Consider the following 21,145-nt stretch of genomic DNA (forward strand, 5'->3'; position numbering starts at 1 on the left):
AAGCCAACCACCCATCGCCATGACCGACAATCAAGCTGCCTTTCCCATCGATCATTTGCCACTCTGCGGAGTAGCCGATGCTGTTGCTTTGCGCATCAAGGAGCGGAGCTATAATTATCAGGAGTTAAATCATCGTATCGGCAGGCTTGCCGCAACCCTTGCTGCGCATGATTTTACAATAGGTGATCGGGTGGCCACCTGGCTTCCCAAAACCGAACTGGCCTGCCTGATGCCGCTAGCTGCAGTGCGCGCAGGTTTAGTGCATGTGCCGATCAACCCGCTTTTGAAGGCAGCGCAGGTTCAGCATATACTAGCAGACAGCGGCGCAAAGGCACTGGTGACCAGTGCGACGCGAAAGGCACAGATTGACGCCATCGCCAGCGCCGCAGACGTGATCCTGCTTGACGAGGCCCAACTGCTCGGTGCCGTCGATCTGACGGGTGAGGTTTTGCCGCCACTGCCGGATGACTTTGATACAGATACGCTCGCGGCGATCCTCTACACCAGCGGCTCGACCGGACGGCCGAAGGGCGTCATGCTCAGCCACGCTAATCTAAGCCTGGGGGCTGTCAGTGTGGCGCAATATCTGCACCTCGACGCCAGCGACATTGCACTAGCAGTACTCCCGCTCAGCTTCGATTATGGTCAGAACCAGCTTTTGTCGACATGGCGGGCGGGCGGCTGCGTTGTGCCGCTCGACTATCTTGCCCCCCGCGATGTGATAAAGGCTTGCCTCCGCCACGGCGTCACGACGCTGGCCGCCGTGCCCCCGCTCTGGGTACAATTGGCCGAGCAGCCATGGCCCGACGAAGCGACTGCGACGATGCGCCGCCTGACCAACAGCGGCGGCGCCTTGACGCCCACGCTCGTCAAAACGTTGCGGCGGATTTTTGGTACCGGCACCGATATCTACGCGATGTATGGGTTAACCGAAGCCTTTCGTTCAACCTTTCTCGACCCCGCATTGATCGATGGCAATCCGACCAGCATGGGCAAGGGGATACCCTTTGCCGAGATCATGGTTGTTGCCAATAATGGCAGCGAGGCACAGCCCGGCGAGCATGGCGAGCTGGTCCATGCAGGGCCATTGGTTGCGCAAGGCTATTGGCGCGACGCTGAGCGTACGGCAGAGCGTTTCAAGCCTGCGCCCGATTTTTCGTTTCATGGCGGCATGGCGGTCTGGTCGGGAGACACCGTCTGGCGGGACAAGGATGGCCTGCTCTATTTTGTCGGCCGCGATGACGCGATGATCAAAACCAGCGGCAACCGCATTTCACCGACCGAGGTAGAAGAAGCCGCCATCGAAAGCGGACTTGTGGCAGAGGCTTGCGCACTTGGCCGCAAGGACGAACGACTGGGTGAGGCGATCATACTTTTCGTGCGCGCCATTGGCAAAGACGACGAGGCAGGCCTCGTTGCGCATATGAAGACTGCCCTACCCAATTTCATGCAGCCCGCCGCCTATGTCTGGCTGGAGGCGTTTCCCAAAAACGCCAATGGCAAGCTGGACAGGGACGGCCTGAAGGATATGGTGCCGCAATGAGCGAAGCCAAGGCCAAGCCAACCGGGCCGATCCCCCCCTATTTCGAAACCATTGCGGGCGAACTTGCCGTCGGCGGCAAGACGGCATCCGCACTTGTCGACGAAGCCGGCGACACGCCCTTATTTGTATATTCAACCGATGCGCTGGGCGCACGGCTGGCCGAGTTACGCACCGCGATGCCCGAACGGCTGGCGATCCATTATGCGATGAAGGCGAACCCCTTTGCGCCGCTATTGGCATGGATGAACCGCCGTGTTGACGGTTTTGACGTTGCCTCTGGCGGCGAATTGCAGATCGCCCTTGACGCGGGTGTGGAGGCAGAGCGGATCAGCTTTGCGGGCCCCGGTAAACGGGATCGCGAACTTGAATTGGCAATTGCAAAAGGCGTCACCCTCAATTGCGAGTCCGAAGGCGAAGCGGAGCGAGCCTTTAGAATCGCGGAGGAACTGGGGATGAAGCCAAAACTCGCCATCCGCGTCAATCCCAGCTTTGATCTCAAGGGATCGGGCATGAAGATGGGTGGCGGGGCGAAACCCTTTGGCGTCGATGCCGAACGGGTTCCCGCGCTGGTTAAGCAGATTGTCGCTGCGGGGGCGGAGTGGCGCGGTTTCCATATCTATGCAGGATCGCAGGCGCTCGACGCGGATGCGATCATCGCCATGCAGGCACAGACGCTTGCGCTGGCAGGGCAACTGGCCGACGGAGCCGGCTATGCACCGCCACACGTCAATCTGGGGGGCGGTTTCGGCATTCCCTATTTTCCGGGCGACACACCCGTTGATCTGGGTGCTGTCGGCGGCGCGTTCGGGCAAGCATTATCGAAGCTGCCAGATTCCCTGAAGGATACCCATTTCTGCATCGAGCTTGGCCGCTATCTGGTTGGCGAGGCGGGCATCTATCTGTGCCGGGTGATCGACAAAAAGTTCAGCCATGGCGAGACTTTTCTCGTCACCGATGGCGGGTTGCACCACCAGTTGGCGGCATCGGGCAATTTCGGAACCGTCATCCGTCGCAATTATCCGGTCGCCATCGCAAAACGTTTCGATGCCCCTGCAAAAGAGGTGCAAACAGTGGTCGGCTGCCTTTGCACCCCGCTCGACCGGCTATCGGATAGCGCAATGCTGCCCCATGCCGAGGTCGGCGATCTGATCGCGATCTTCTGCGCCGGCGCCTATGGTGCCAGCGCCAGCCCGGCCAATTTTCTGGGGCAAGGCCCGGCGCTGGAAATGCTTGTCTAATCCTCGCGCCAGACGGCGACACCTGCGGGTAGCAGCAAAGCATCACCCAGCACGAAATTCCTGCCGGGCGCATGGCCCAACTGCACAGTTTCACTTGCATAGTTGAAGGCAAACCGCATCTTTCCCGCACGGCGCAGTCGCACGCCTTCGGGTGAATGTTGAACCTCCACACTGGCTTCATCTGCCATTTCGGTGAGAATCTGTTTGAGCAATGCTGCATCCGGCCACGCTGCAAGATAACGCAGCGCGCCTTGGCGAAACAGGATACCGCGGCCGTCTTCCAGCTTGATCTCAGGCTCAACCTCGCCCTCAACCGTTTCCATCCAGCGGTGTACGGCAAAACCATCTCCGTCCAGCACAACGCCATCACGCAGCGATTCGACCCGCACCACCTTGATCGGCAGCAACGCCTGCAATCCTCCCGGCGGCAAATCTGCTGGAATGGTAAAGTCGGCGGTCTTGCTGCCACTGCGTGGGCCGATAAGCACCGGTCCGGCAAAACCCTGCAGGCGCTCGACCAGGCCATCGGGCAGGATCGGCAGGCAGGGGATGAGGACCATGGCATAGCCCGACAGATCCGCATCGGGTGCGACAATATCCACATCCAGCCCCAATTGCCGCAGCGCCGAATAATATTCGAATAGAGCACGTAGCGCGCTGAACCCCCGACCCTGCGGCTGGATATCGGTGACCCAGTCGCTCTGATAATCGAAAAGCAGCGCCACTGATCGCGGCGGCGGGCCAACCGCGCCGATGACTTTGATATCGGCCGCTGCCTGCCGCGCTTCATGCGCGCCCCTATCGTCGACCCTATCGGGGCGCAGCAAGCCGGCGTGCATCTGTTCCTGCGCAAAGGGTGCCTGTCGCCAGCGAAAATAGCTGACCAATTCGGCCCCATGCGCCATCGCTTCCAACGTCCAGAGCCGCACCATTCCCGGCAGGGGCGCGGGATTGAAACGCGCCCAATTCACAGGGCCCGGCTGCTGTTCCATCACCCACCAGCGACCCTCTCGCTGGCAACCGCGATACAGATCATGATGGAAAGCGGCGATATCGGGATGGCCTTGGTGCAGATATGCCTGCTTTTCTCCCTCCGAAAACCAGAACTGCTCAAGGAAGCCGAGGGGATAACTGTCCCAACTGGCAACATCAAGATCGCGGCCGACGGCATGATGATCGAACTGAGTAAAGAAACCCATGAAGTTATGGACTATGTCGCGCCCCGGCGACGCGTCGCGCAGGATTTCGACCTGCATCCGGTTGAAGCTGGCAACCTGATCCGAGGAAAAACGCCGGAAATCGAGCCAGTGCGACGGGTTGGCTTCGGTCACGGTCAGGTTTGGAAGATCAATTTCCGCAAAGCTGCGATATTCCATCGACCAGAAGACATTGCCCCAAGCATGGTTCAGCACGGCAATTTCGCCATATTTCGCGGCCAGCCAATAGCGAAAGGCATCGCGCGCGGCGGGAGAATAGCTGACCGCGCTGTCGTGGCAGCCATATTCATTATCAGTCTGCCAAGCGATAACCGCCGAATGGTCGCCATAACGGTCAGCCATGGCCGCAACGATGCGCGCGGCTTCGTCCCGATAGCCTTGGTGCGAAAAGCAATAATGCCGCCGCGATCCGAAGCCACGGGGTCGCCCGTCTGCATCGTACGCAATCATATCGGGCATCCGGTCGACCAACCATTTGGGCGGTGTAGCCGTCGGCGTTCCCATGATGATGCCCAGACCTGCAGCATGCAGAACCTCCACCGCACGGTCGAGCCAGGCCCAGTCGTAACGCCCGAGGCTAGGTTCAATCCGGCTCCAGGCGAATTCGCCGATCCGTACCCGAGTTAGCCCGATATCAGCCATGCGCCGCGCATCATCGGCCCACCAGTCTTCGGGCCAATGTTCGGGATAATAGCAAACCCCCAGCCGCATTGATGCGCTCCTCTTGTCCTGCCGATAATCTCCGGCTTGTACCATTCGGGGCAATGCGCCAAACCAAGCTTAAAGGGGAGAGGAAAAATGGAAACAGGCCTGCCGACCGGCAGCATGCTGCAGATCCTGATATTTGTAACGCTGACTGTGCTGGTCGGCGTTGCGACATGGTGGAAAGTCAAATCGACCAAAAAGGTGCACGACGGTAGCGGGAAGGATGTATTCCTTGCAGGCGGCGGGCTGAGCTGGCTTTTCGTTGCCGGATCGATCACGCTGACCAACCTTTCGACGGACCAGTTGGTCGGTATGAACGGCAACCAGATGCTGCTCCTCGCCTGGTGGGAACTGGCAGGCTTTGTTGGGCTGATGATCCTCGCCTTCGTTTTCGTCCCCGTTTATTATCGCAACAACTGCACCACGGTGACAGAACTGCTCGAGCGGCGCTATAACGGCCGCAGTATCCGAACATTGATTTCGGCGATCTTCCTGACGGGCAATGTGCTGATCTATCTGCCCGCTGCGCTTTATTCGGGCAGCCTGTTCATGCAATCGCTGTTCGGAACAAACATTCCGCTAATCGCCTTTGCCGCCGGGCTTGCGATCATAAGCGCCGCCTATACGATCTTTGGCGGGCTGAAGGCAGTAGCTGTAATGGACACTTATTCAGGCTTTGGCGTCTTGGGCCTTGCGCTGCTGATCGTGTTCCTTGCGCTGGCAGCGGTTGATTTCGATATTGTCAGCGGCGTTCCGATGGAACGGCTGACAATGATTGGCGGGCCGGACAGCCCGATCCCCTGGACCACGTTGTTTACCGGCATGTTGTTCATCCAGATATTCTACTGGTCAACAAACCAGAATATCACCCAGAAAGCCATGGCAGCGCCTTCGGTACGCGAGGCTCAAAAAGGCGTGCTTGTGGCGGCTGCCATCCGCGTTCTGATCATCCCGCCCATTGTCGTGATCCCCGGCGTCGTTGCCTATAAACTGTTCGGCGATATTGGCGACGCCGCTTATGGCAGGCTGGTTGGGGAAGTGCTGCCGGGATGGCTCGCAGGGGCCTTTGCCGCCATGGTGGCCGCTGCGGTGATCACCACGTTCAGCGCCGTGCTAAATTCCACCGTCGCGCTCTATTCGGTCGATTTCCACGACCAGTTCATTGGCAAGGTCAAGGATCACTGGAAACTGGGCGCAGGCGTTTCGACCGTGGTGACGATCGCTGCAGTGGCGCTGGTCCCTGTCTACGAGAACCCGCAAATGATCGTCGATCTTCCCGGAGAGCAAAGCATCATCAATCTGTTGCAGCAATTGAACGGGCTGGCGTCGATGCCAATCCTTTCCGCTTTCATCGCCGGATTGCTGTATCGCAATGTCGGCGCCAGTGCTGCAATCGTAGGCGTGCTTTGGGGCGTCTTATTCTACGGCCTATATACCTTCTGGTGGAACCCTGAAGGGATCATCACGCTGCACTATATCCATTTCATGGTGATCGTGCTGCTGACATCGGTGCTCGTCGCGCTGGGCTATAACCGGCTGGTGCTCGGCAACCGCGCCCAATGGATCGGCCTTGCTGAAATTCGCGGCCGGGCATAGTCGGTAGCGGATGACAGACAGCCCGCAGACCGGATCGCACCGCCGTTTCAATCCGCTGACCGGGCGATGGGTGCTGGTATCGCCGCAGCGCAGCCTGCGCCCATGGCTTGGACAGGTCGATGAACCCGATAACCGGGAAAGCCTGTCGCACGATCCGTCCTGCTATCTTTGCCCGGGGAATGCCCGCGCCAACGGCACGGTCAATCCCGACTATGATGGCGTGTGGCTGTTCGACAATGATTTCCCGGCATTGATGGCCGATGGCGGCGAAGCCGGCGGCAGCGACCCACTCTTCCGCAGCGAAGCCGTTTCGGGCACTTGCCACGTCCTGTGCTTCTCACCCGATCATTCCAAAACGCTACCCGAATTGCCGCCGGCGCAATTGCGCGCGGTGATCGATTGCTGGGCAGAGCAGAGCGCCGAACTGGGCACGCGATATCGCTGGGTGCAATTGTTCGAAAACAAGGGTGCGATGATGGGCTGTTCCAACCCGCATCCACATGGACAGATCTGGGCAAGCAGCCATATACCCGACGAACCCGCTCAGGAAGACGCCACGCAGCGCGCCTATCTTGACGAACAGGGACGACCGATGCTGCTCGACCTTGCCGAACGTGAAGCCGGCGGACCAAGGGTTGTGGTGCAGAACGAAGCTTGGTTGGCCATCGTCCCCTGGTGGGCGACCTGGCCGTTCGAGACATTACTGATGCCGCGATTTGCCGTGCAGCGGATCGAGCAACTCGATAATAGTGCACGTGACTTATTGGCTGCGCTCCTTTCCGAGCTTACCGCGCGTTACGACAATCTGTTCCGCTGTTCCTTCCCATATTCGATGGGCTGGCATGGCGCGCCTTATGGCAACTGCGATATCGCGCACTGGCAACTGCACGCGCATTTCTATCCACCGCTGCTGCGCTCTGCAAATGTGCGCAAATTCATGGTCGGTTATGAAATGCTGGCAGAGGCGCAGCGCGATCTGACCGCGGAACAGGCGGCCGAACGGTTGCGCGAACTATCGCCCAAGCACTACCGCTCATGAGCATCGATCCAATCCTTGTCGAACGCGTCCGTCAGGGCTTTGGAGCGCAATTCGGCCGTGAGCCCGATATCATTGTCCATGCACCCGGACGGGTCAATCTGATCGGGGAACATACCGACTATAATGACGGATTCGTGCTTCCTTGCGCGATTCCGTGCGGCACCACGGTCGCGCTCGGCGGCCGAACCGACAGCAAAGTCGAGGCCGTTGCGCTCGATCTGGACGCCGCGACCGACCGTTTCGATCTGGCGATAGCGCCCGGCCGGCTGGCTGAAGGTCATTGGGCCAACCATCTGCGCGGGGTTACCACTGCGCTACCGCATTTCGGGTTTGCGACAACGGGGGCCGATATCGCGATTGCGGGCAATGTCCCGCAGGGTGCGGGGCTATCCTCCTCGGCGTCGCTCTGCGTCGCCCTCGGGTTGGGCTTGTCGACGCTGGCAGGTACCTATGAAGCCGATCGCGTGGCGCTTGCTCGCGCGGCCCAATGGTCCGAACATCATTATGTCGGCTGTGCTTGCGGGATTATGGACCAGCTTGCCTCAGCCTGTTCAAGCGATGGCAAGGCGCTGCTAATCGATTGCCGGAGCAATGCTGGCGAAGACGTTGCCGTCCCTGCAAATGCCGCTATCGTGATTGTCCATTCAGGCGTCACGCGCGGCCTTGTCGATAGCGCCTATAATGAACGGCGTGCGCAATGCGAGGCGGCAGCGCGCCATTATGGCGTTGGCGCTCTTCGCGATCTCGATACCATCGCGCTCGAAACGGGGCGCACCGGCCTAGATGACACCAGCTTTCGGCGAGCGCGTCATGTGGTTAGCGAAAATGCCCGCGCCATCGCCGCAGCGGATGCCCTTCGCACAGGCAATCTTTGCCAGTTGGGTGATCTGATGCGTGCCTCGCATGCTTCGTTGCGCGATGATTTCGAAGTCACCGTGCCACAGGTCGATGCCTTAGCCGATACAATGAATGCAGCAATCGGTTCTGAGGGCGGCGCGCGGATGACGGGCGGCGGCTTTGGTGGATGTCTGGTTGCAGTGCTGCCCGCAGAAGGCGTCAATGCGTTATGCGCGGCGATCCGCGAACATTGGGACACTGCCGGGATCGAGCACCAGTTGCTGCTCGCCGTCCGACCGTCGGCCGGAGCTGCCTTGCTTTAACCGCATTGCGCGCGGTGCAGCAGTTTCTGATCCGCCAGCACCAGCGCCATCATCGCCTCCACCACCGGTGTTCCGCGAATGCCCACACAGGGATCGTGCCGGCCCTTGGTGACAATTTCTGCCGCTTCGCCTGCGCGCGTGATCGTTTCGACTGGCGTCAGGATCGAACTGGTCGGCTTGAACGCCACACGGCAAACGACCGGCTGGCCAGTAGAAATCCCGCCGGATATCCCGCCGGCATTGTTGGCAAGAAATTCGGGAGCATTGGTTCCAGGCCGCATTGGATCGGCATTTTCTTCACCGCGCAACCGCGCTGCCTCAAAACCGGCACCGATTTCGACCGCTTTCACAGCGTTGATGCTCATCATTGCAGCGGCCAGTTCACTGTCGAGCTTGGCATATAGCGGCGCGCCCCAGCCTGCGGGAACACCGTTCGCCACACATTCGACCACCGCGCCGAGTGAAGAGCCGGCGAGCCGCGCTTCGTCGACCATTTTTGCCCAACGCCCTGCAGCCGCTTCATCCGGGCACCAGAAAGGGTTTTGGCCGATCTGCGCCTTTTCAAAATTCGCCCGGTCGATCGCGTCGCCGCCAATTTCGACCACATAGGCTAGAATCTCAACCTCTGGGATTGCAGAACGAGCAACTGCACCAGCGGCAACGCGTGCGGCAGTCTCGCGCGCCGAACTGCGCCCGCCGCCGCGATAGTCGCGAAAGCCATATTTGGCATCATAGCTATAATCGGCATGGCCAGGGCGATAGGCCTTGGCGACTTCCGAATAATCCTTCGATCGCTGGTCTACATTTTCTATCATCAGCGAAATCGGTGTGCCGGTGGTGCGTCCTTCAAACACACCCGAAAGGATGCGCACGGCATCGGGTTCCTGCCGCTGCGTTGTAAACTTGCTCGTCCCCGGGCGGCGTGCATCAAGGAATGGTTGGATGTCAGCCTCTGACAGCGCGATGCCCGGAGGGCAACCATCGACCACAGCGCCCAGCGCAGGCCCATGGCTTTCGCCCCAAGTGGTAAAACGGAAAACGCGGCCGAATGTGTTAAAGCTCATGGCAATGCCTTTCCCGAAAAGCCGGCGATGGTCAATCGCCGCCGTCAGTGGGCGAGGTGACGCGGACCTTGCGATACCGCACTTGTTCCTTGCCAATCCAGGTGCGGATCGCGCGATAAGCGATCACGGCAGCAGAGACTGCGAGCACACGTGCCGCATGGGGATGGCCATATTCACTGCCGATCCGGCCCGCCCAGACAAAGGCAGCGATGATCCCGCCAAAGCCCGCCATCGACACAAAGGCGTCGAGAATCGGCGGTAGCCCCTCCCAATAATGGCGCGCGTGCCAATAAGCATGGAGGCCAACCAGCAAAGTGCAGCCAGCCAAAAGCAGAACCAGTTCGTTGCTATGCCCCGCCAGCATAGGTCAGGCCAGTCCGATATCCGGAGCATCCTCCTGCTTCATGCCGACGGTGTGGTAACCGGCGTCGACATGATGCGTTTCGCCGGTGACGCCGCCCGACAGGTCTGACAGGAAATAGAGCGCCGATGCGCCGACATCGTCGATGGTAACATTGCGGCGCAACGGCGAATTCAGTTCATTCCATTTCAGGATATAACGGAAATCGCCGATGCCCGATGCGGCGAGCGTCTTAATCGGCCCTGCCGAAATCGCATTCACGCGAATACCCTGCGGACCGACATCGTTTGCCAGATATTTGACGCTGGTTTCCAACGCCGATTTGGCAACGCCCATGACATTGTAATGCGGGACAACCTTTTCCGCGCCATAATAGCTGAGCGTCAGCATCGAGCCGCCGCCGGTTCCGGTTTCGGGATCAAAGGGTACCATCATTGCAGCTGCGCGCTTGGCAACGGCTGTAAAGCTGAACACGCTGATGTTCATCGTCATCAGGAAATCATCTAGGCCGACGTCGAAATATTTGCCGCGCAACGCCTCCTTGTTGGTGTAGCCGATCGCATGGACGACGAAATCGATCGTCGGCCATCGAGCAGCAAGGGTCCCAAAAGCCTTGTCGAGCTCCGCCTCGGTCGAAACGTCGCAATCGATCAGGAAATCACAACCAAGCTGCTCAGCCAGCGGCCTTACCCGCTTTTCCATCACTTCGCCCTGATAGCTGATCGCGAGTTCGGCGCCTTCGGCGTGCAATTTTTTCGCGATTCCCCAGGCCAGTGATTTATCGTTCGCCAAGCCCATGATCAGGCCCCGTTTCCCTGCCATCAATCCCGACATATTCGTAATTACCCTTGTTGTTTCCCCGTCATCAAATGCCCCTTTAGGCCATTTTTGGTGGCATTTGCCAGCGCCGCGTTCAACTGAGCGCCCGTCACCATGCCGAGCCCGATCAGGTAAAAGAAAATCAGCGCGATCATTACCCCTGCAAGGCTACCATAGGTCAGGTCGTAATCAGTCATCGAGGTAAGGAAGAGCGGCAGGAGCATGGTGCATCCCAGCCACCACAGGCTAACCAGCACCGCGCCCGGCCATTTGGGATAAATCGACCCGCGATATTTGCGCGGAGTGAGGCCGCGGTAGATGGTGTAGATAGCAAGAAAAAGCGCCGCAAAGGGAATGATCCTTCCCCATGCAAAATAGCCCGATGCCTGCTGCGCCATCGGAATGAAGCGATAGACAAGTTCCTCGATCGCAACGACGAGGACTTGTGCCGAAAACGAAATCATTGCGACAACCACCGCAGCGACAATCATTATCAGACTACCAAGCCGATAGTGCCAGAACTGGCGTTCGGGCTGGGCCCCATATGCGCGGTGGAGCACGTCGCGGATCGTTTCGATAAGACTAGATGTCGTCCACAGGCTGACAAGCGCACTTAGCCATAACAGCGGCCCAGAACGGGCAGTCATCGCAGCATGGACTGGGCCCGACAGTGCCTCTGCCGCGCTGGGCGGAACGGTGCGGAAAAAAGCGTCGATGAGGGCAAGGCCGGATGCCGTCTGACCGAAACTGCCGGCAATAGCGGCTGCGACGATGCAAAAGGCAAAAAGCGTGACCAGCGACAGATAGGCAAAATTGCCGGCATGGATGAAGCCTTCGTTATAGACACCCACTGCAACGCGGCGAACGACTTCGCCTGCACGATGGTAAACATCCAACCTGTGAAACCATTCATCCTCGCTTGTCGGGTGCGGGTGCGGGTCGTGCGCACGCGCCTCAGGCGACAGGGGGCTGTGATCAGACACCCAGATCGGACCGGATCGCAGGCTCATCGGGCAGTTCTGCCGCCAACTTCGCAAGCAGCCCGGCATCGCTGGGCAAACGGATCTGCAGTGTTACCATCTGGTCGCCGCGCTGACCGTCCTTGCGGTGGAAACCGCGCCCCTTGATCCGCATCGTCGTGCCCGATTGCGCGCCTGCTGGTACGGTGAGCATCACTGCCCCATCCAGCGTCGGGACCTTCACCTTGGCGCCACTGATCGCTTCCTTGAGGCTGACCGGCAGGTCGAGGCGCACATTATCACCATCACGTTCAAAAAAAGGATGCTTGCCAATCTTGAGCGTCACCATTGCATCGCCATTGCCGCCCGGGCCGGGCTGACCTTTACCTGGAATGCGGATCTGCTGGCCGGCAACCATACCTGGCGGCAGCTTGAATTCCAGCGTCTTTCCGTCGCGCAATGTGATCCGCTGAGGCTCCTGCTTTGCCGCGTCGGTGAAGCTCACCAGATGTTCATAGGCAATATTTGCGCCCTTGGGCGGAGGCCCCGGCTGCGGCCCACGCCCAGGCCCGCCAGGTCGGGCGCCAGCACCCCCGCCGAACAGGCCGTCAAAAATATCGCCAAGGTCTATGCCCCCGCCGAATTCGAAGCCGCCTTGCCCTGGCCGAGCGCCACCTGCGCCAAAGGGGCTGCCACCGCCGAAACCTCCGCCGAAGGGGGAACGGGGCTGCCCGTTTTCGTCGATCTCACCGCGATCATATTGTCCGCGCTTCTGCGCATCGGACAGCACATCATAAGCTTGGGTCACTTCGGCAAAGCGCTCAGCTGCCCGGGGATTATCCTGGTTCCGGTCGGGATGCAGTTCCTTGGCAAGCTTTCGGTAAGCGCTTTTGATCGCCTTGTCGTCCGCTTGTCTGGAAACGCCCAAAATGGAATATGGATCGGCCATTGCTACCCTGTATTGTCCTTGCCTGTATTAGATTGGCATTACAGCCAGCTTAGTCAACTCGGCAACTCCGCATTTTCAGGCGGATTTTTTACAGTCAGTCGCAGCAGAAGATAGAGGGCAAGACCCAGCGGCCCGGCCATCAACACAAAAAACAGGATAGGAACCTGCACAAACCGTCCGAAACCATATCGGTCGGCATTCCGCGCAACCCAGAGACCGACGAACAGATCAAAGGCAAGATAGTGCATCCAGCCGATTGTTGTCCCGCCTTTACTGTCGAACAGCGCCATGACCCCTGCTAGCGTAGTGAAATCGGCAGGAGCATTTTCCGGGCCGACCTGATCAACCGCGCCGCTCATGATCAATGGCAACAGCACGGCATAGACAAAAGCGAGCGGCGCAATGCCGCCAAACAGAATGATGCGCCCGGTCAATTCGCTGCGCGGAGCGAATGCGAGCAGCAGCCAGAAAGGCAAAACCCAAAGATTGGCGAATGAAAAAACGGTTTCCCACGGCATGAAATTGTCCTTCCCTCTTTTCCCTGCTTCCCGTCTAGCCTATCGCGGACAGATGGAAAGTCGAGATCCCTACGCCCTTTTCGACGCTTGGTATGCCGAAGCGCGCGCCAGCGAAATCAATGACAGCAATGCGATGGCACTTGCCACCGCAAACGCCGAAGGCCTTCCGTCGGTTCGGATGGTGCTGCTGAAAGGGCATGGCCCAAATGCCGATGGTATTCCGGGTGGAGGATTCATTTTCTACACCAATCTCGAAAGCCGCAAGGGGGGCGAACTTGCTGCCAACCCTCATGTAGCTCTGCTTTTCCACTGGAAATCGCTGCGTCGCCAAATTCGCATCGAAGGCCCTGTCCAGCGGGTGACTGATACCACCGCCGATGCCTATTTTGCTAGCCGCGCGCGTGAATCGCAGCTTGGGGCATGGGCGTCTGAGCAATCACGCCCGCTCGACAGCCGCGCTACATTCGAGGTGCGTTTTGCAGAGGCAAAGGCACGTTTTGAAGGACAGGATGTTCCCCGCCCGCCGCACTGGTCGGGCCATATCGTTCGGCCACAGCGGATCGAATTCTGGCAAGATCGTGAATTTCGCTTGCATGAACGTTGGGTTTTTGAACGCGACGGCGACGGCTGGCGCACACAGATGCTCTATCCCTGAACATGTCACAGGCTGAAACTCACGGGCACCACCATGGATCGCTGACAACAAAGGCCGCGATTGCAAGCGTTGCAACCGCGCTTTTTCTGACCTTGCTGAAAAGCTGGGCGACGATTGAAACTGGATCGGTCGCGCTACTCGGATCTCTGGCAGATACCGGTTTCGATCTGCTCGCTTCGTTACTGACGCTGTTCAGCGTGCGCTATGCGGCGCAGCCGGCTGACGACGAACACCGCTTCGGTCATGGCAAGGCAGAGGCGCTTTCGGCGCTTGTGCAGGTGACGCTGGTCAGCATTTCTGCCCTGTTTATCGGCTGGCGCGCGATCGACCGGCTCGGTGTGGCGGCCAAGCCCGATCATCCGGAGCTTGGCATTGGGGTATCGCTGGTCGCCATTGCCGCAACACTGGCACTGCTTGCCTATCAGCGCCATGTGATCCGCCGTACACAGTCGGTGGCTATTCATGGCGATCATCTTCATTATCAAGGCGACCTGTTGCTGAACGTCGCGGTCATCGCCGCAATCGGCCTCGACGCGTTTCTGGGGTTGCGCGGTGCAGATCCGTTGTTCGGACTGGCTATTGCGGGATGGCTGCTATGGGGTGCTTGGCGGGCGGCGCAGACAGCCATCGACCAACTACTCGACCGCGAATGGCCGCTCGAAAAGCGCCAGCGTTTTCTGGAAGTGGCGATGCGCCATCCGGAACTTAAAGGCATTCACGACATGCGCACCCGATCATCGGGGGTGCATGATTTCTGCCAATTCCATGTCTGGGTCGATCCGCAGATGACTGTATTAAAGGCGCACCAGGTGATGGACGAGATCGAGGCCGAGCTGATGCGCGAATTTCCCGGCGTCGAAGTGCTGATCCACCCCGATCCGCTCGGCCACAAGGATGAGATCGGTTATGTGCCCAGCGAAACAGTTGAACATCGCGAGAGCGGGGCATGACGGACATGCGGCAGAGTAAATTCAAACAGGTCGATGTTTTCACTGCGCTGCCTTTCAAGGGTAATCCTGTTGCCGTAATTCTTGACGGGGCCGGATTGTCGACCGAGGCGATGCAGGCGATCGCAAATTGGACCAACCTTTCGGAAACGACTTTCGTCACCAGCCCTACTGATCCCGCCGCCGACTATGCGGTACGCATCTTCACGCCGCGAAGTGAACTGCCTTTTGCCGGACACCCGACGCTAGGCACCGCCCATGCCGTGATCGAAGCAGGGATAGCCGCGCCGCGTGACGGCCGCATCGTGCAGCAATGCGCGGTGGGACTAGTTGAGATCGACCAGTCGGCTTCAGGACTGTCCTTTCGCCTGCCCCGCTATGCTGCCAGCGACGCACCAGAACCGGGCGTTCTTGAAGCCGCCATTGGCGCAGGGCTGGTTTATGGCATACCCCAAATCGTCGATGTCGGCCCGCGCTGGGTGATTGCCGAAATCGCCAGCGTGGCTCAGGTCGAAGGCATGTCGCCCGATCTGGCAGCGCTAGCCAATTATGACCGCCGGCATGGCACGACAGGGCTGACCGTCTATGCGGGCAAGGCCGAGGGTGACATCATCGTGCGCAGTTTTGCACCTGCAGACGGGATCGCCGAGGATCCGGTATGCGGCAGCGGCAATGGCGCAGTTGCGGCCAATCGGCTGATTGCTGGCCAACTGTCGCGGCAAAGCCACTATGTTGCCAGCCAAGGCCGCCAGATGGGCCGTGACGGTTATGTCCGCGTGCGGATAGACGGCGAGGCAATCCACATAGGCGGTGATTGTGTAACCGTGGTCGACGGCATCATACAGGTGCCAGACTGAAGACGGGACTTCACTATTTCGATTTGCGCAAGTGCATCGCACTGTTAAGCGCGTTTAACCGCTGCGCGTTTGGCTGGGCGGTGTTCAATGCGGGGCCAACCCGCGCGAGAGGAGTATCCATGCTGAAAACCGCCGCTGCCGCGCTCATTCTGATGTCGAGCGCCGCGATTGCCCAAGAACAACCCGCTCCGCCGGCGCCGCAACAGGAACGCCCGACGCCCGAGCAAATCTTCGCCTTTCTCGACGGCGACAAGGACGGCTTTATCAGCCGGGAGGAAGCGCGAGGTCCGCTTGCCGATTTTTTCGACAATGTTGATAGCGACCAAGATGGCAAGATTTCGCCTGCCGAACTGAAAACCGTAATGGACGCGATGCAGGGCCGCTGATCAGCGACCCTGCCACAGCCGTTAGCCCAGCGTGATCGACTTGATTGCGCCGGGTTCGCGCGGCGGCTCACCCTTGGGAAGCGCGTCGACATTTTCCATACCTTCGATCACATTGCCCCAGACAGTATACTGGCGATCAAGGAAAGTTGCGTCATCGAAAACGATGAAGAACTGGCTGTTGGCGCTGTTCGGATCGCTTGTCCGCGCCATCGAACAGGCCCCGCGCACGTGCGGCTCCTCGTTGAATTCCTGCGCCAGATCGGGCTTTGACGAACCACCCATGCCGGTACCATTCGGGCAACCGCCCTGCGCCATGAAACCGTCGATCACACGGTGGAACTTCACACCGTCGTAAAAGCCCTCGCTTGCCAGTTCGACAATCCGTTCAACATGCTTGGGTGCCAGATCGGGGCGCAACTTGATAACAACATCACCCGTCGACAGATGCATGGTCAGCGTTTCGGCCATTTCGGTGGTTCCTTTGGAAAAGAGATGAGACAGCCGCCGCCAATAGGCGGCCTTGCCCAAAAGTAAATTGCAATTTCTTCTGCCCGGCGTAGGAGAAGCGCGAGTTGCCGTGAAAGAGCCGGAAAGGGTGGCCAGATGACCGCAGACGCCGATCCCGTAACCGCCTTTCCCGAAACACCCGATAGTACCTTTGACGAAGAGAACCGTCTGTCTGCAGATTTCGTGCGGCAGGTACTCGATGCGGTCGAGGCAGGCAATCGCGAGGAAGCCTATCGGCTGGCAGAGCCGCTGCATGCAGCCGACATCGCCGACCTTTTTGAACTGACCGCCGCAGAGGATCGCGGCGACCTTGCCGTTGCATTGGGCGATCTGTTGAGCGCCGACGTGCTTGCGGAGATCAATGACTGGGTCCGCGAAGACATTATCGACGCGCTGCAGCCGGCGCAGGTTGCCGACCTTGCCGGACAGTTGGATACCGATGACGCAGTTGCGATCATCGAGGATCTGGAAGAGGATGACCAGCAGGCTGTCCTTGCAAAGCTCGATCCCGAGGATCGCGCCGCAATCGAAGATGCGCTCTCCTATCCGGAGGAATCGGCCGGCCGCATCATGCAGCGCGAACTGGTGGCGGTTCCCGAGCATATCACCGTTGGCCAACTGATCGATTATCTGCGGGAAAATCAGGATCTGACGACCGAATTCTGGGAAATCTTCGTCGTCGATCCGGCACATCGCCCGATTGGCACCTGCCAATTGAGCTGGATCCTACGCACGCCCCGCAACATTGCAATTTCGGATGTAATGAAGCGGGAGCAGCGCTTGATCCCGGTCGATATGGACCAGGAAGAAGTCGCACTGCAATTCCAGAAATATGCACTCATCTCCGCCGCCGTAGTCGACGACGCCGGCCGGCTAGTAGGCGTGATCACCGCGGACGACGTGGTCCATATCGTTCAGGAAGAAGCCGGCGAGGATATATTGCGCCTGTCAGGTGCTGGCGAGGGCGACATTAACGAACCAATCGCCGACAGCTACAAGGCGCGTGTCCGCTGGCTGATCGCCAATCTGGCCACCGCAACAGTTGGATCATCAATCATCTGGTTTTTTGGCGGCGCGATAGAAGCGATGGTTGCACTTGCAATACTGATGCCGATGGTGGCCTCACTTGGCGGCAATGCAGGCACGCAGACGCTGGCGGTGACGGTGCGCGCACTGGCCACCAACCAGTTGACCGAATCGAACACGATGCGATCAATTTGGCGCGAAATTCGTGTCGCGTTACTGATCGGAGCGACGGTTGCGCTGGTTGCCGGTGGGATGACAGGGCTGATCTTCGGCAACTGGCTTCTTGCCGCGGTGATCGGATCGGCCATCCTGTTCAACATCCTGATCGCAGGGCTTTCAGGCGTGGTCATCCCGATCGTGCTCGACCGTCTTGATCAAGATCCTGCGGTGTCGAGTTCGATCTTCGTGACAATGATCACGGATTCGATGGGCTTCCTCATTTTCCTCGGACTTGCGGTATTTGCCGGTCTTGCACCCTGATCAGCCCACGCCCAAATAGGTGCAATGCCACTCAATATGACCCGTATCGCCTTTGGAGCGGAAAGCCATGGGCATTTGCGCCAACGGCTTGAAGCCCATGCCTCGATCGGCGAAGTTCGGCTGACCACCCGTTATCTGCCAAAGCGCCACGAGGAAATGGTTGGTGGTTCGCTCTACTGGATTCTGAACCACAGCCTGATCGGCCGCAGCCCGTTAATCGGATTCATGGACAATGGCGAGGGCCGCACTTGGATTCGCCTGCGCCCCGAACTGATAGCCGTGCGCACTATACCCAAACGCGCGCATCAGGGTTGGCGTTATCTGGAAACCAAGGACGCCCCGCCGGACCTAGGCGCGGTTGATGCTGACGGACTAGACGAAATGCCGGCGCAGATGCTCGGCGAGCTGATGAAAATAGGGCTGGTGTAATTGCATTTCATGGCCCGACGGCTTAGCCAAGGCCAGAGATAGAGGGGCAGTGATGCGCAATTCAAAACAAATGGCAGATGATCGCGGCACTCCAGAAGGCCACAAAGCTTTTCCGGGTGTCTGGCAAAGTCTCGGCTGGGTTGTGCTATTCCTGATCCTTCAATTGATCGTCGGCGTTGCTACCATTGCCATTGCCGTCGCACTCGACAAAAGTGGCCGCGAACTGGTTGAACTAACCAACGATCTGACCTTTGTCGCAGGCCCGACCATTGCATCGCTGGTCGCCTCAAGCATCGCGCTGCTCGCATTGTTGTTTATCTACCTCAACCGGCAAAGCCGAGCCGCCCGCATCGGCCTTAACCGCTGGAGCGCGATCAGCCCCGTCGCAACGCTCGGCTGGGCCTTTGGCCTGATCGGTCTGGGGCTGACACTCAACTATGGCTACACCGAATTTGTCATCCCCGACATCGAGATGCAGCAGCAATTGCGTAAACTATTCGCGGCACTTCCCGATACGATTCCCAACCAGATTATGCTTGTGGCCGCCATCGTGCTGATTGCCCCGCTGCTCGAAGAACTACTGTTCCGCGGGCTTCTGCAGAATGCGCTGGCTCGGCATCTACCCGTTTGGGCAGCCATCCTTGGTGCCGCCGCCATTTTCGGGGCAGTCCATATGGATCTCCATGCATTCCCTGCGCTCATGGCGATGGGGGCGGTGTTCGGTCTCCTATACTACAAGACGGGATCGCTGCGCGTTACGATCATCGCACATATGGCGAATAATGGCGCGGCATTGCTGCTAAGCTGACTGGTCGGCGGCGATTGCCCGCCACGCCTGTGCGAGCGTATCGACCGCAGAACCCAGTTCCGAAATACGCTCTGGTTCAGGATGGGCGAAGTTTCCAACATTCTTGTCCGGATGCGCGAACTATCGGTTCAAGCGGCCAACGGCACCACCGCAGCCTCTGATCGTGCCGCGATCCAGACCGAAGTGACCACGTTGCTCGGCCAGATTGACGATATTGCGGGCCGTACCGATTTCAACGGAACCAATTTGTTCGACGACGCCAGCACATTTGAAATCCAAACGGGCGTCGACACTGGCCAGACTGTCGCCATCGCCTTTACCAGCATGAATGCGGCCGGGCTTGGTGTAGACGGCATCGACATGTCTACAACCGCCGGGGCGTCGACAGCCATGGGGCTGATCAGCACGGCAATCGACACTGTGGGGACAGAGCGCGCCAATCTGGGTGCTGCACAGAACCGGCTCGAGGCGACGGTCAATAACCTCACATCGACCGCGACCAATCTCACCGAGTCCCGCTCGCGTATCGAGGACGCAGATTTCTCTGCAGAATCGACCAAGCTCGCTGCCGAACAGATCCTTTCGCAAGCCTCGACCGCGATGCTCGCGCAGGCGAACCAGAGCCAACAGGGCGTACTCAACCTGTTACGTGAATTCCCAACCCACAGGGGCGGCGCCTACTGGTCCGGCAATGGCCCACCCACTGGCGCCCCGATGGATCATTTCCGTCGGGGCGCTTTTATTTGCGGTTTACAAACCACAGGCAGGACAAAAAGCAGGCAGGGTCATTACGCCTCTTTAGCATCAGCGAATCTATTGACCCCGCAAGGCGCGCCGCCTATAGGCCGCGTCCTGTCGCGCATACAGCCGCGCGATGCCGGTATGGCGGAGTAGCTCAGGTGGTTAGAGCAGCGGAATCATAATCCGCGTGTCGGGGGTTCGAGTCCCTCCTCCGCTACCATTCAAGTTATTTATCGCTCTGTTTTCAAAGGATAAAATGACTTTTCTGGAAAATCGAAACCACATTTGTTCCCACATTTTGTGCGAGCCGGAATGGGCTGTTATGCCCCTCGCTGGGACCGTTTCGCGGTCCCCTCAGACGTTGTTGCTGTTCTACTTTCTTGGGTATTTGGACGAATCTTGACAGTGCATCGCACTGGCTGCTGCGAGGATGCGGCGGTCTTCCGGCAAGCGTCAATGGCCTCGCGGTTGTCGCGCCGGATGTCAGCGGCCTGCACCAGTGCATTCCAGGCCTCGGGGCTGTCGCTCTGCATCAGCCGCGCACCTGCATCCCATCGTGTGGATTCTCCAACCATCCGCGCCGCCAAGCGCTCTGGCCAGTGCCAGCCTTCCGGCATCGTTCGGGCTAAGGTGCCGGGAAGGAAAGACCATAGCAGTATTCCGGCGAGCAACGCTCCGCCTGCCACCTGGTAGAGTTGCAGCCGCTGCTCTGCGGCGGTGCGCGCTTGGGCCGTGACGCTCCGCATTTCCTGGGCAGCGTGGTTCAAGTCGCTCCGGGCCTGGCTGATCCTTTCATGGTCGCTGCGCCGTGCTGATTCTGCTGCTGCGGCGATCCGCTGGCCAATGCTGTCAGGCGTTATCTGCATCGCGGGATGGCTCGCCATGCCCTTCAGGCTCTCGCCCATCGCCCCTATCCGCTTGGCCATGTCGGTCAAGGTCGCGCCGTAGTCGGGAATGACGATGTCCGCGCGCTCGGCGGCCAGGTGCTGGACCGCCCGGCGCATGAGAGCCAGTTCTCCTTCAAGGCGGGCAAATGCCTCGGCGGCGGGATCGCCTGCGGCCTCCGGAACGGGCGCGTCGGGATCGGGTTCCGGCTCAAGGTCCAGGGTCGGTTCCACGTCATCCGTATCGGTATCCATCG

The 21,145-nt window shown here is 59.2% G+C and carries 22 protein-coding genes and 1 tRNA gene; 14 read left to right on the top strand and 9 right to left on the bottom strand.

Going from position 1 to position 21,145, the window contains the following annotated elements:
* Positions 1-19 precede the first annotated feature (19 nt).
* Complete coding sequence (locus RSE16_01630) at positions 20-1,543, top strand: acyl-CoA ligase (AMP-forming), exosortase A system-associated (GenBank protein ID WRH76200.1); 1,524 nt, start codon at positions 20-22, stop codon at positions 1,541-1,543.
* Complete coding sequence (locus RSE16_01635; protein WRH76201.1) at positions 1,540-2,781, top strand: pyridoxal-dependent decarboxylase, exosortase A system-associated; 1,242 nt, start codon at positions 1,540-1,542, stop codon at positions 2,779-2,781. Before RSE16_01630 ends, RSE16_01635 begins: the two co-directional genes overlap by 4 nt.
* On the opposite strand, the gene RSE16_01640 is transcribed toward RSE16_01635, so the two are convergent.
* A complete protein-coding gene (locus tag RSE16_01640; GenBank protein WRH76202.1) occupies positions 2,778-4,709 on the bottom strand; it encodes a beta-galactosidase in 1,932 nt (643 codons plus the stop codon). The two genes, RSE16_01635 and RSE16_01640, sit on opposite strands and share 4 nt — an antisense overlap.
* An 87-nt stretch (positions 4,710-4,796) precedes the next feature.
* On the opposite strand from RSE16_01640, the gene RSE16_01645 reads away from it, so the two are divergent.
* Genes RSE16_01645 through galK form a run of 3 tightly spaced genes read left to right on the top strand, consistent with a single transcriptional unit; the run spans position 4,797 to position 8,498 of the window.
* The gene (locus RSE16_01645) at positions 4,797-6,299 is read left to right on the top strand and encodes an SLC5 family protein (protein WRH76203.1); all 1,503 of its coding nucleotides are present in this window, start codon (positions 4,797-4,799) and stop codon (positions 6,297-6,299) included.
* A 10-nt stretch (positions 6,300-6,309) separates the two neighbouring features.
* Positions 6,310-7,338 (top strand): UDP-glucose--hexose-1-phosphate uridylyltransferase, encoded by a 1,029-nt coding sequence (locus tag RSE16_01650; GenBank protein ID WRH76204.1) that lies wholly within the window; start codon positions 6,310-6,312, stop codon positions 7,336-7,338.
* Positions 7,335-8,498 carry a galactokinase gene (gene galK / locus RSE16_01655; protein WRH76205.1) on the top strand — a complete coding sequence of 388 codons (1,164 nt, stop codon included), beginning with the start codon at positions 7,335-7,337 and terminating at the stop codon, positions 8,496-8,498. The genes RSE16_01650 and galK overlap by 4 nt, the downstream gene beginning before the upstream one ends.
* On the opposite strand, the gene aroC is transcribed toward galK, so the two are convergent.
* Genes aroC through RSE16_01685 form a run of 6 tightly spaced genes read right to left on the bottom strand, consistent with a single transcriptional unit; the run spans position 8,495 to position 13,168 of the window.
* On the bottom strand, positions 8,495-9,562 hold the full coding sequence (gene aroC / locus RSE16_01660; GenBank protein WRH76206.1) for a chorismate synthase: 1,068 nt from the start codon (positions 9,560-9,562) through the stop codon (positions 8,495-8,497). The genes galK and aroC overlap by 4 nt on opposite strands.
* Positions 9,563-9,593: 31 nt before the next feature.
* Positions 9,594-9,926 (bottom strand): hypothetical protein, encoded by a 333-nt coding sequence (locus RSE16_01665; GenBank protein WRH76207.1) that lies wholly within the window; start codon positions 9,924-9,926, stop codon positions 9,594-9,596.
* Positions 9,927-9,929: 3 nt separating this feature from the next.
* On the bottom strand, positions 9,930-10,757 hold the full coding sequence (locus tag RSE16_01670; protein ID WRH76208.1) for an SDR family oxidoreductase: 828 nt from the start codon (positions 10,755-10,757) through the stop codon (positions 9,930-9,932).
* An 8-nt stretch (positions 10,758-10,765) separates the two neighbouring features.
* Positions 10,766-11,752: a YihY/virulence factor BrkB family protein gene (locus RSE16_01675; GenBank protein WRH76209.1), complete on the bottom strand. Its 987-nt coding sequence runs from the start codon at positions 11,750-11,752 to the stop codon at positions 10,766-10,768.
* Entirely contained in the window at positions 11,718-12,650 is a 933-nt protein-coding gene (locus RSE16_01680) for a DnaJ C-terminal domain-containing protein (protein WRH76210.1), read from the bottom strand. The genes RSE16_01675 and RSE16_01680 overlap by 35 nt, the downstream gene beginning before the upstream one ends.
* Positions 12,651-12,703: 53 nt before the next feature.
* Positions 12,704-13,168, bottom strand: a complete 465-nt coding sequence (locus RSE16_01685; GenBank protein ID WRH76211.1) for an ABA4-like family protein — start codon at positions 13,166-13,168, stop codon at positions 12,704-12,706.
* Between the two features lie 52 nt (positions 13,169-13,220).
* Here RSE16_01685 and pdxH point away from each other — a divergent pair, with 52 nt between their 5' ends.
* The 4 genes from pdxH (at position 13,221) to RSE16_01705 (ending at position 16,013) form a co-directional block, all read left to right on the top strand.
* Positions 13,221-13,823 carry a pyridoxamine 5'-phosphate oxidase gene (gene pdxH, locus RSE16_01690; GenBank protein WRH76212.1) on the top strand — a complete coding sequence of 201 codons (603 nt, stop codon included), beginning with the start codon at positions 13,221-13,223 and terminating at the stop codon, positions 13,821-13,823.
* A 2-nt stretch (positions 13,824-13,825) separates the two neighbouring features.
* Complete coding sequence (locus tag RSE16_01695) at positions 13,826-14,773, top strand: cation diffusion facilitator family transporter (protein WRH76213.1); 948 nt, start codon at positions 13,826-13,828, stop codon at positions 14,771-14,773.
* Positions 14,774-14,778: 5 nt separating this feature from the next.
* The gene (locus RSE16_01700) at positions 14,779-15,627 is read left to right on the top strand and encodes a PhzF family phenazine biosynthesis protein (GenBank protein ID WRH76214.1); all 849 of its coding nucleotides are present in this window, start codon (positions 14,779-14,781) and stop codon (positions 15,625-15,627) included.
* A gap of 119 nt (positions 15,628-15,746) precedes the next feature.
* Positions 15,747-16,013: a hypothetical protein gene (locus tag RSE16_01705; GenBank protein ID WRH76215.1), complete on the top strand. Its 267-nt coding sequence runs from the start codon at positions 15,747-15,749 to the stop codon at positions 16,011-16,013.
* Positions 16,014-16,034: 21 nt separating this feature from the next.
* Here the strand turns inward: RSE16_01705 and RSE16_01710 are convergent, their stop codons facing one another.
* Positions 16,035-16,481: a peptidylprolyl isomerase gene (locus RSE16_01710; protein WRH76216.1), complete on the bottom strand. Its 447-nt coding sequence runs from the start codon at positions 16,479-16,481 to the stop codon at positions 16,035-16,037.
* 135 nt (positions 16,482-16,616) lie between these two features.
* Between RSE16_01710 and mgtE the strand changes: the two genes are divergently transcribed.
* The 5 genes from mgtE to RSE16_01735 all read left to right on the top strand — a co-directional run bounded on the left by mgtE (position 16,617) and on the right by RSE16_01735 (position 20,224).
* Positions 16,617-18,026 carry a magnesium transporter gene (gene mgtE / locus RSE16_01715; protein WRH76217.1) on the top strand — a complete coding sequence of 470 codons (1,410 nt, stop codon included), beginning with the start codon at positions 16,617-16,619 and terminating at the stop codon, positions 18,024-18,026.
* A gap of 24 nt (positions 18,027-18,050) precedes the next feature.
* Positions 18,051-18,455 (top strand): DUF1489 domain-containing protein, encoded by a 405-nt coding sequence (locus RSE16_01720; protein ID WRH76218.1) that lies wholly within the window; start codon positions 18,051-18,053, stop codon positions 18,453-18,455.
* Between the two features lie 52 nt (positions 18,456-18,507).
* Positions 18,508-19,263: a type II CAAX endopeptidase family protein gene (locus RSE16_01725; GenBank protein WRH76219.1), complete on the top strand. Its 756-nt coding sequence runs from the start codon at positions 18,508-18,510 to the stop codon at positions 19,261-19,263.
* A gap of 81 nt (positions 19,264-19,344) precedes the next feature.
* On the top strand, positions 19,345-20,157 hold the full coding sequence (locus RSE16_01730) for a flagellin (GenBank protein ID WRH76220.1): 813 nt from the start codon (positions 19,345-19,347) through the stop codon (positions 20,155-20,157).
* A tRNA-Met gene (locus RSE16_01735) sits at positions 20,148-20,224 on the top strand. Before RSE16_01730 ends, RSE16_01735 begins: the two co-directional genes overlap by 10 nt.
* 100 nt (positions 20,225-20,324) lie before the next feature.
* Here the strand turns inward: RSE16_01735 and RSE16_01740 are convergent.
* Positions 20,325-21,143, bottom strand: coding sequence for a DUF6118 family protein (locus RSE16_01740; GenBank protein WRH76221.1), 819 nt, complete (start codon positions 21,141-21,143; stop codon positions 20,325-20,327).
* Between the last annotated feature and the right edge of the window lie 2 nt (positions 21,144-21,145).

The sequence above is a fragment of the Sphingobium sp. genome, assembly GCA_035196065.1.
Classification (GTDB): domain Bacteria; phylum Pseudomonadota; class Alphaproteobacteria; order Sphingomonadales; family Sphingomonadaceae; genus Sphingorhabdus_B; species Sphingorhabdus_B rara.

What these genes read in the sequence shown, in the direction of transcription:
- RSE16_01640 (WRH76202.1), bottom strand. Translation starts at nt 4,709, where the DNA reads ATGCGGCTGGGGGTTTGCTATTATCCCGAACATTGGCCCGAAGACTGG.
- RSE16_01645 (WRH76203.1), top strand. Translation starts at nt 4,797, where the DNA reads ATGGAAACAGGCCTGCCGACCGGCAGCATGCTGCAGATCCTGATATTT.
- RSE16_01670 (WRH76208.1), bottom strand. Translation starts at nt 10,757, where the DNA reads ATGTCGGGATTGATGGCAGGGAAACGGGGCCTGATCATGGGCTTGGCG.
- RSE16_01720 (WRH76218.1), top strand. Translation starts at nt 18,051, where the DNA reads ATGCCACTCAATATGACCCGTATCGCCTTTGGAGCGGAAAGCCATGGG.
- RSE16_01730 (WRH76220.1), top strand. Translation starts at nt 19,345, where the DNA reads ATGGGCGAAGTTTCCAACATTCTTGTCCGGATGCGCGAACTATCGGTT.
- RSE16_01685 (WRH76211.1), bottom strand. Translation starts at nt 13,168, where the DNA reads ATGCCGTGGGAAACCGTTTTTTCATTCGCCAATCTTTGGGTTTTGCCT.
- galK (WRH76205.1), top strand. Translation starts at nt 7,335, where the DNA reads ATGAGCATCGATCCAATCCTTGTCGAACGCGTCCGTCAGGGCTTTGGA.
- RSE16_01680 (WRH76210.1), bottom strand. Translation starts at nt 12,650, where the DNA reads ATGGCCGATCCATATTCCATTTTGGGCGTTTCCAGACAAGCGGACGAC.
- mgtE (WRH76217.1), top strand. Translation starts at nt 16,617, where the DNA reads ATGACCGCAGACGCCGATCCCGTAACCGCCTTTCCCGAAACACCCGAT.
- RSE16_01740 (WRH76221.1), bottom strand. Translation starts at nt 21,143, where the DNA reads ATGGATACCGATACGGATGACGTGGAACCGACCCTGGACCTTGAGCCG.
- RSE16_01650 (WRH76204.1), top strand. Translation starts at nt 6,310, where the DNA reads ATGACAGACAGCCCGCAGACCGGATCGCACCGCCGTTTCAATCCGCTG.
- aroC (WRH76206.1), bottom strand. Translation starts at nt 9,562, where the DNA reads ATGAGCTTTAACACATTCGGCCGCGTTTTCCGTTTTACCACTTGGGGC.
- RSE16_01700 (WRH76214.1), top strand. Translation starts at nt 14,779, where the DNA reads ATGCGGCAGAGTAAATTCAAACAGGTCGATGTTTTCACTGCGCTGCCT.
- RSE16_01710 (WRH76216.1), bottom strand. Translation starts at nt 16,481, where the DNA reads ATGGCCGAAACGCTGACCATGCATCTGTCGACGGGTGATGTTGTTATC.
- pdxH (WRH76212.1), top strand. Translation starts at nt 13,221, where the DNA reads ATGGAAAGTCGAGATCCCTACGCCCTTTTCGACGCTTGGTATGCCGAA.
- RSE16_01665 (WRH76207.1), bottom strand. Translation starts at nt 9,926, where the DNA reads ATGCTGGCGGGGCATAGCAACGAACTGGTTCTGCTTTTGGCTGGCTGC.
- RSE16_01675 (WRH76209.1), bottom strand. Translation starts at nt 11,752, where the DNA reads ATGAGCCTGCGATCCGGTCCGATCTGGGTGTCTGATCACAGCCCCCTG.
- RSE16_01725 (WRH76219.1), top strand. Translation starts at nt 18,508, where the DNA reads ATGCGCAATTCAAAACAAATGGCAGATGATCGCGGCACTCCAGAAGGC.
- RSE16_01630 (WRH76200.1), top strand. Translation starts at nt 20, where the DNA reads ATGACCGACAATCAAGCTGCCTTTCCCATCGATCATTTGCCACTCTGC.
- RSE16_01695 (WRH76213.1), top strand. Translation starts at nt 13,826, where the DNA reads ATGTCACAGGCTGAAACTCACGGGCACCACCATGGATCGCTGACAACA.
- RSE16_01705 (WRH76215.1), top strand. Translation starts at nt 15,747, where the DNA reads ATGCTGAAAACCGCCGCTGCCGCGCTCATTCTGATGTCGAGCGCCGCG.
- RSE16_01635 (WRH76201.1), top strand. Translation starts at nt 1,540, where the DNA reads ATGAGCGAAGCCAAGGCCAAGCCAACCGGGCCGATCCCCCCCTATTTC.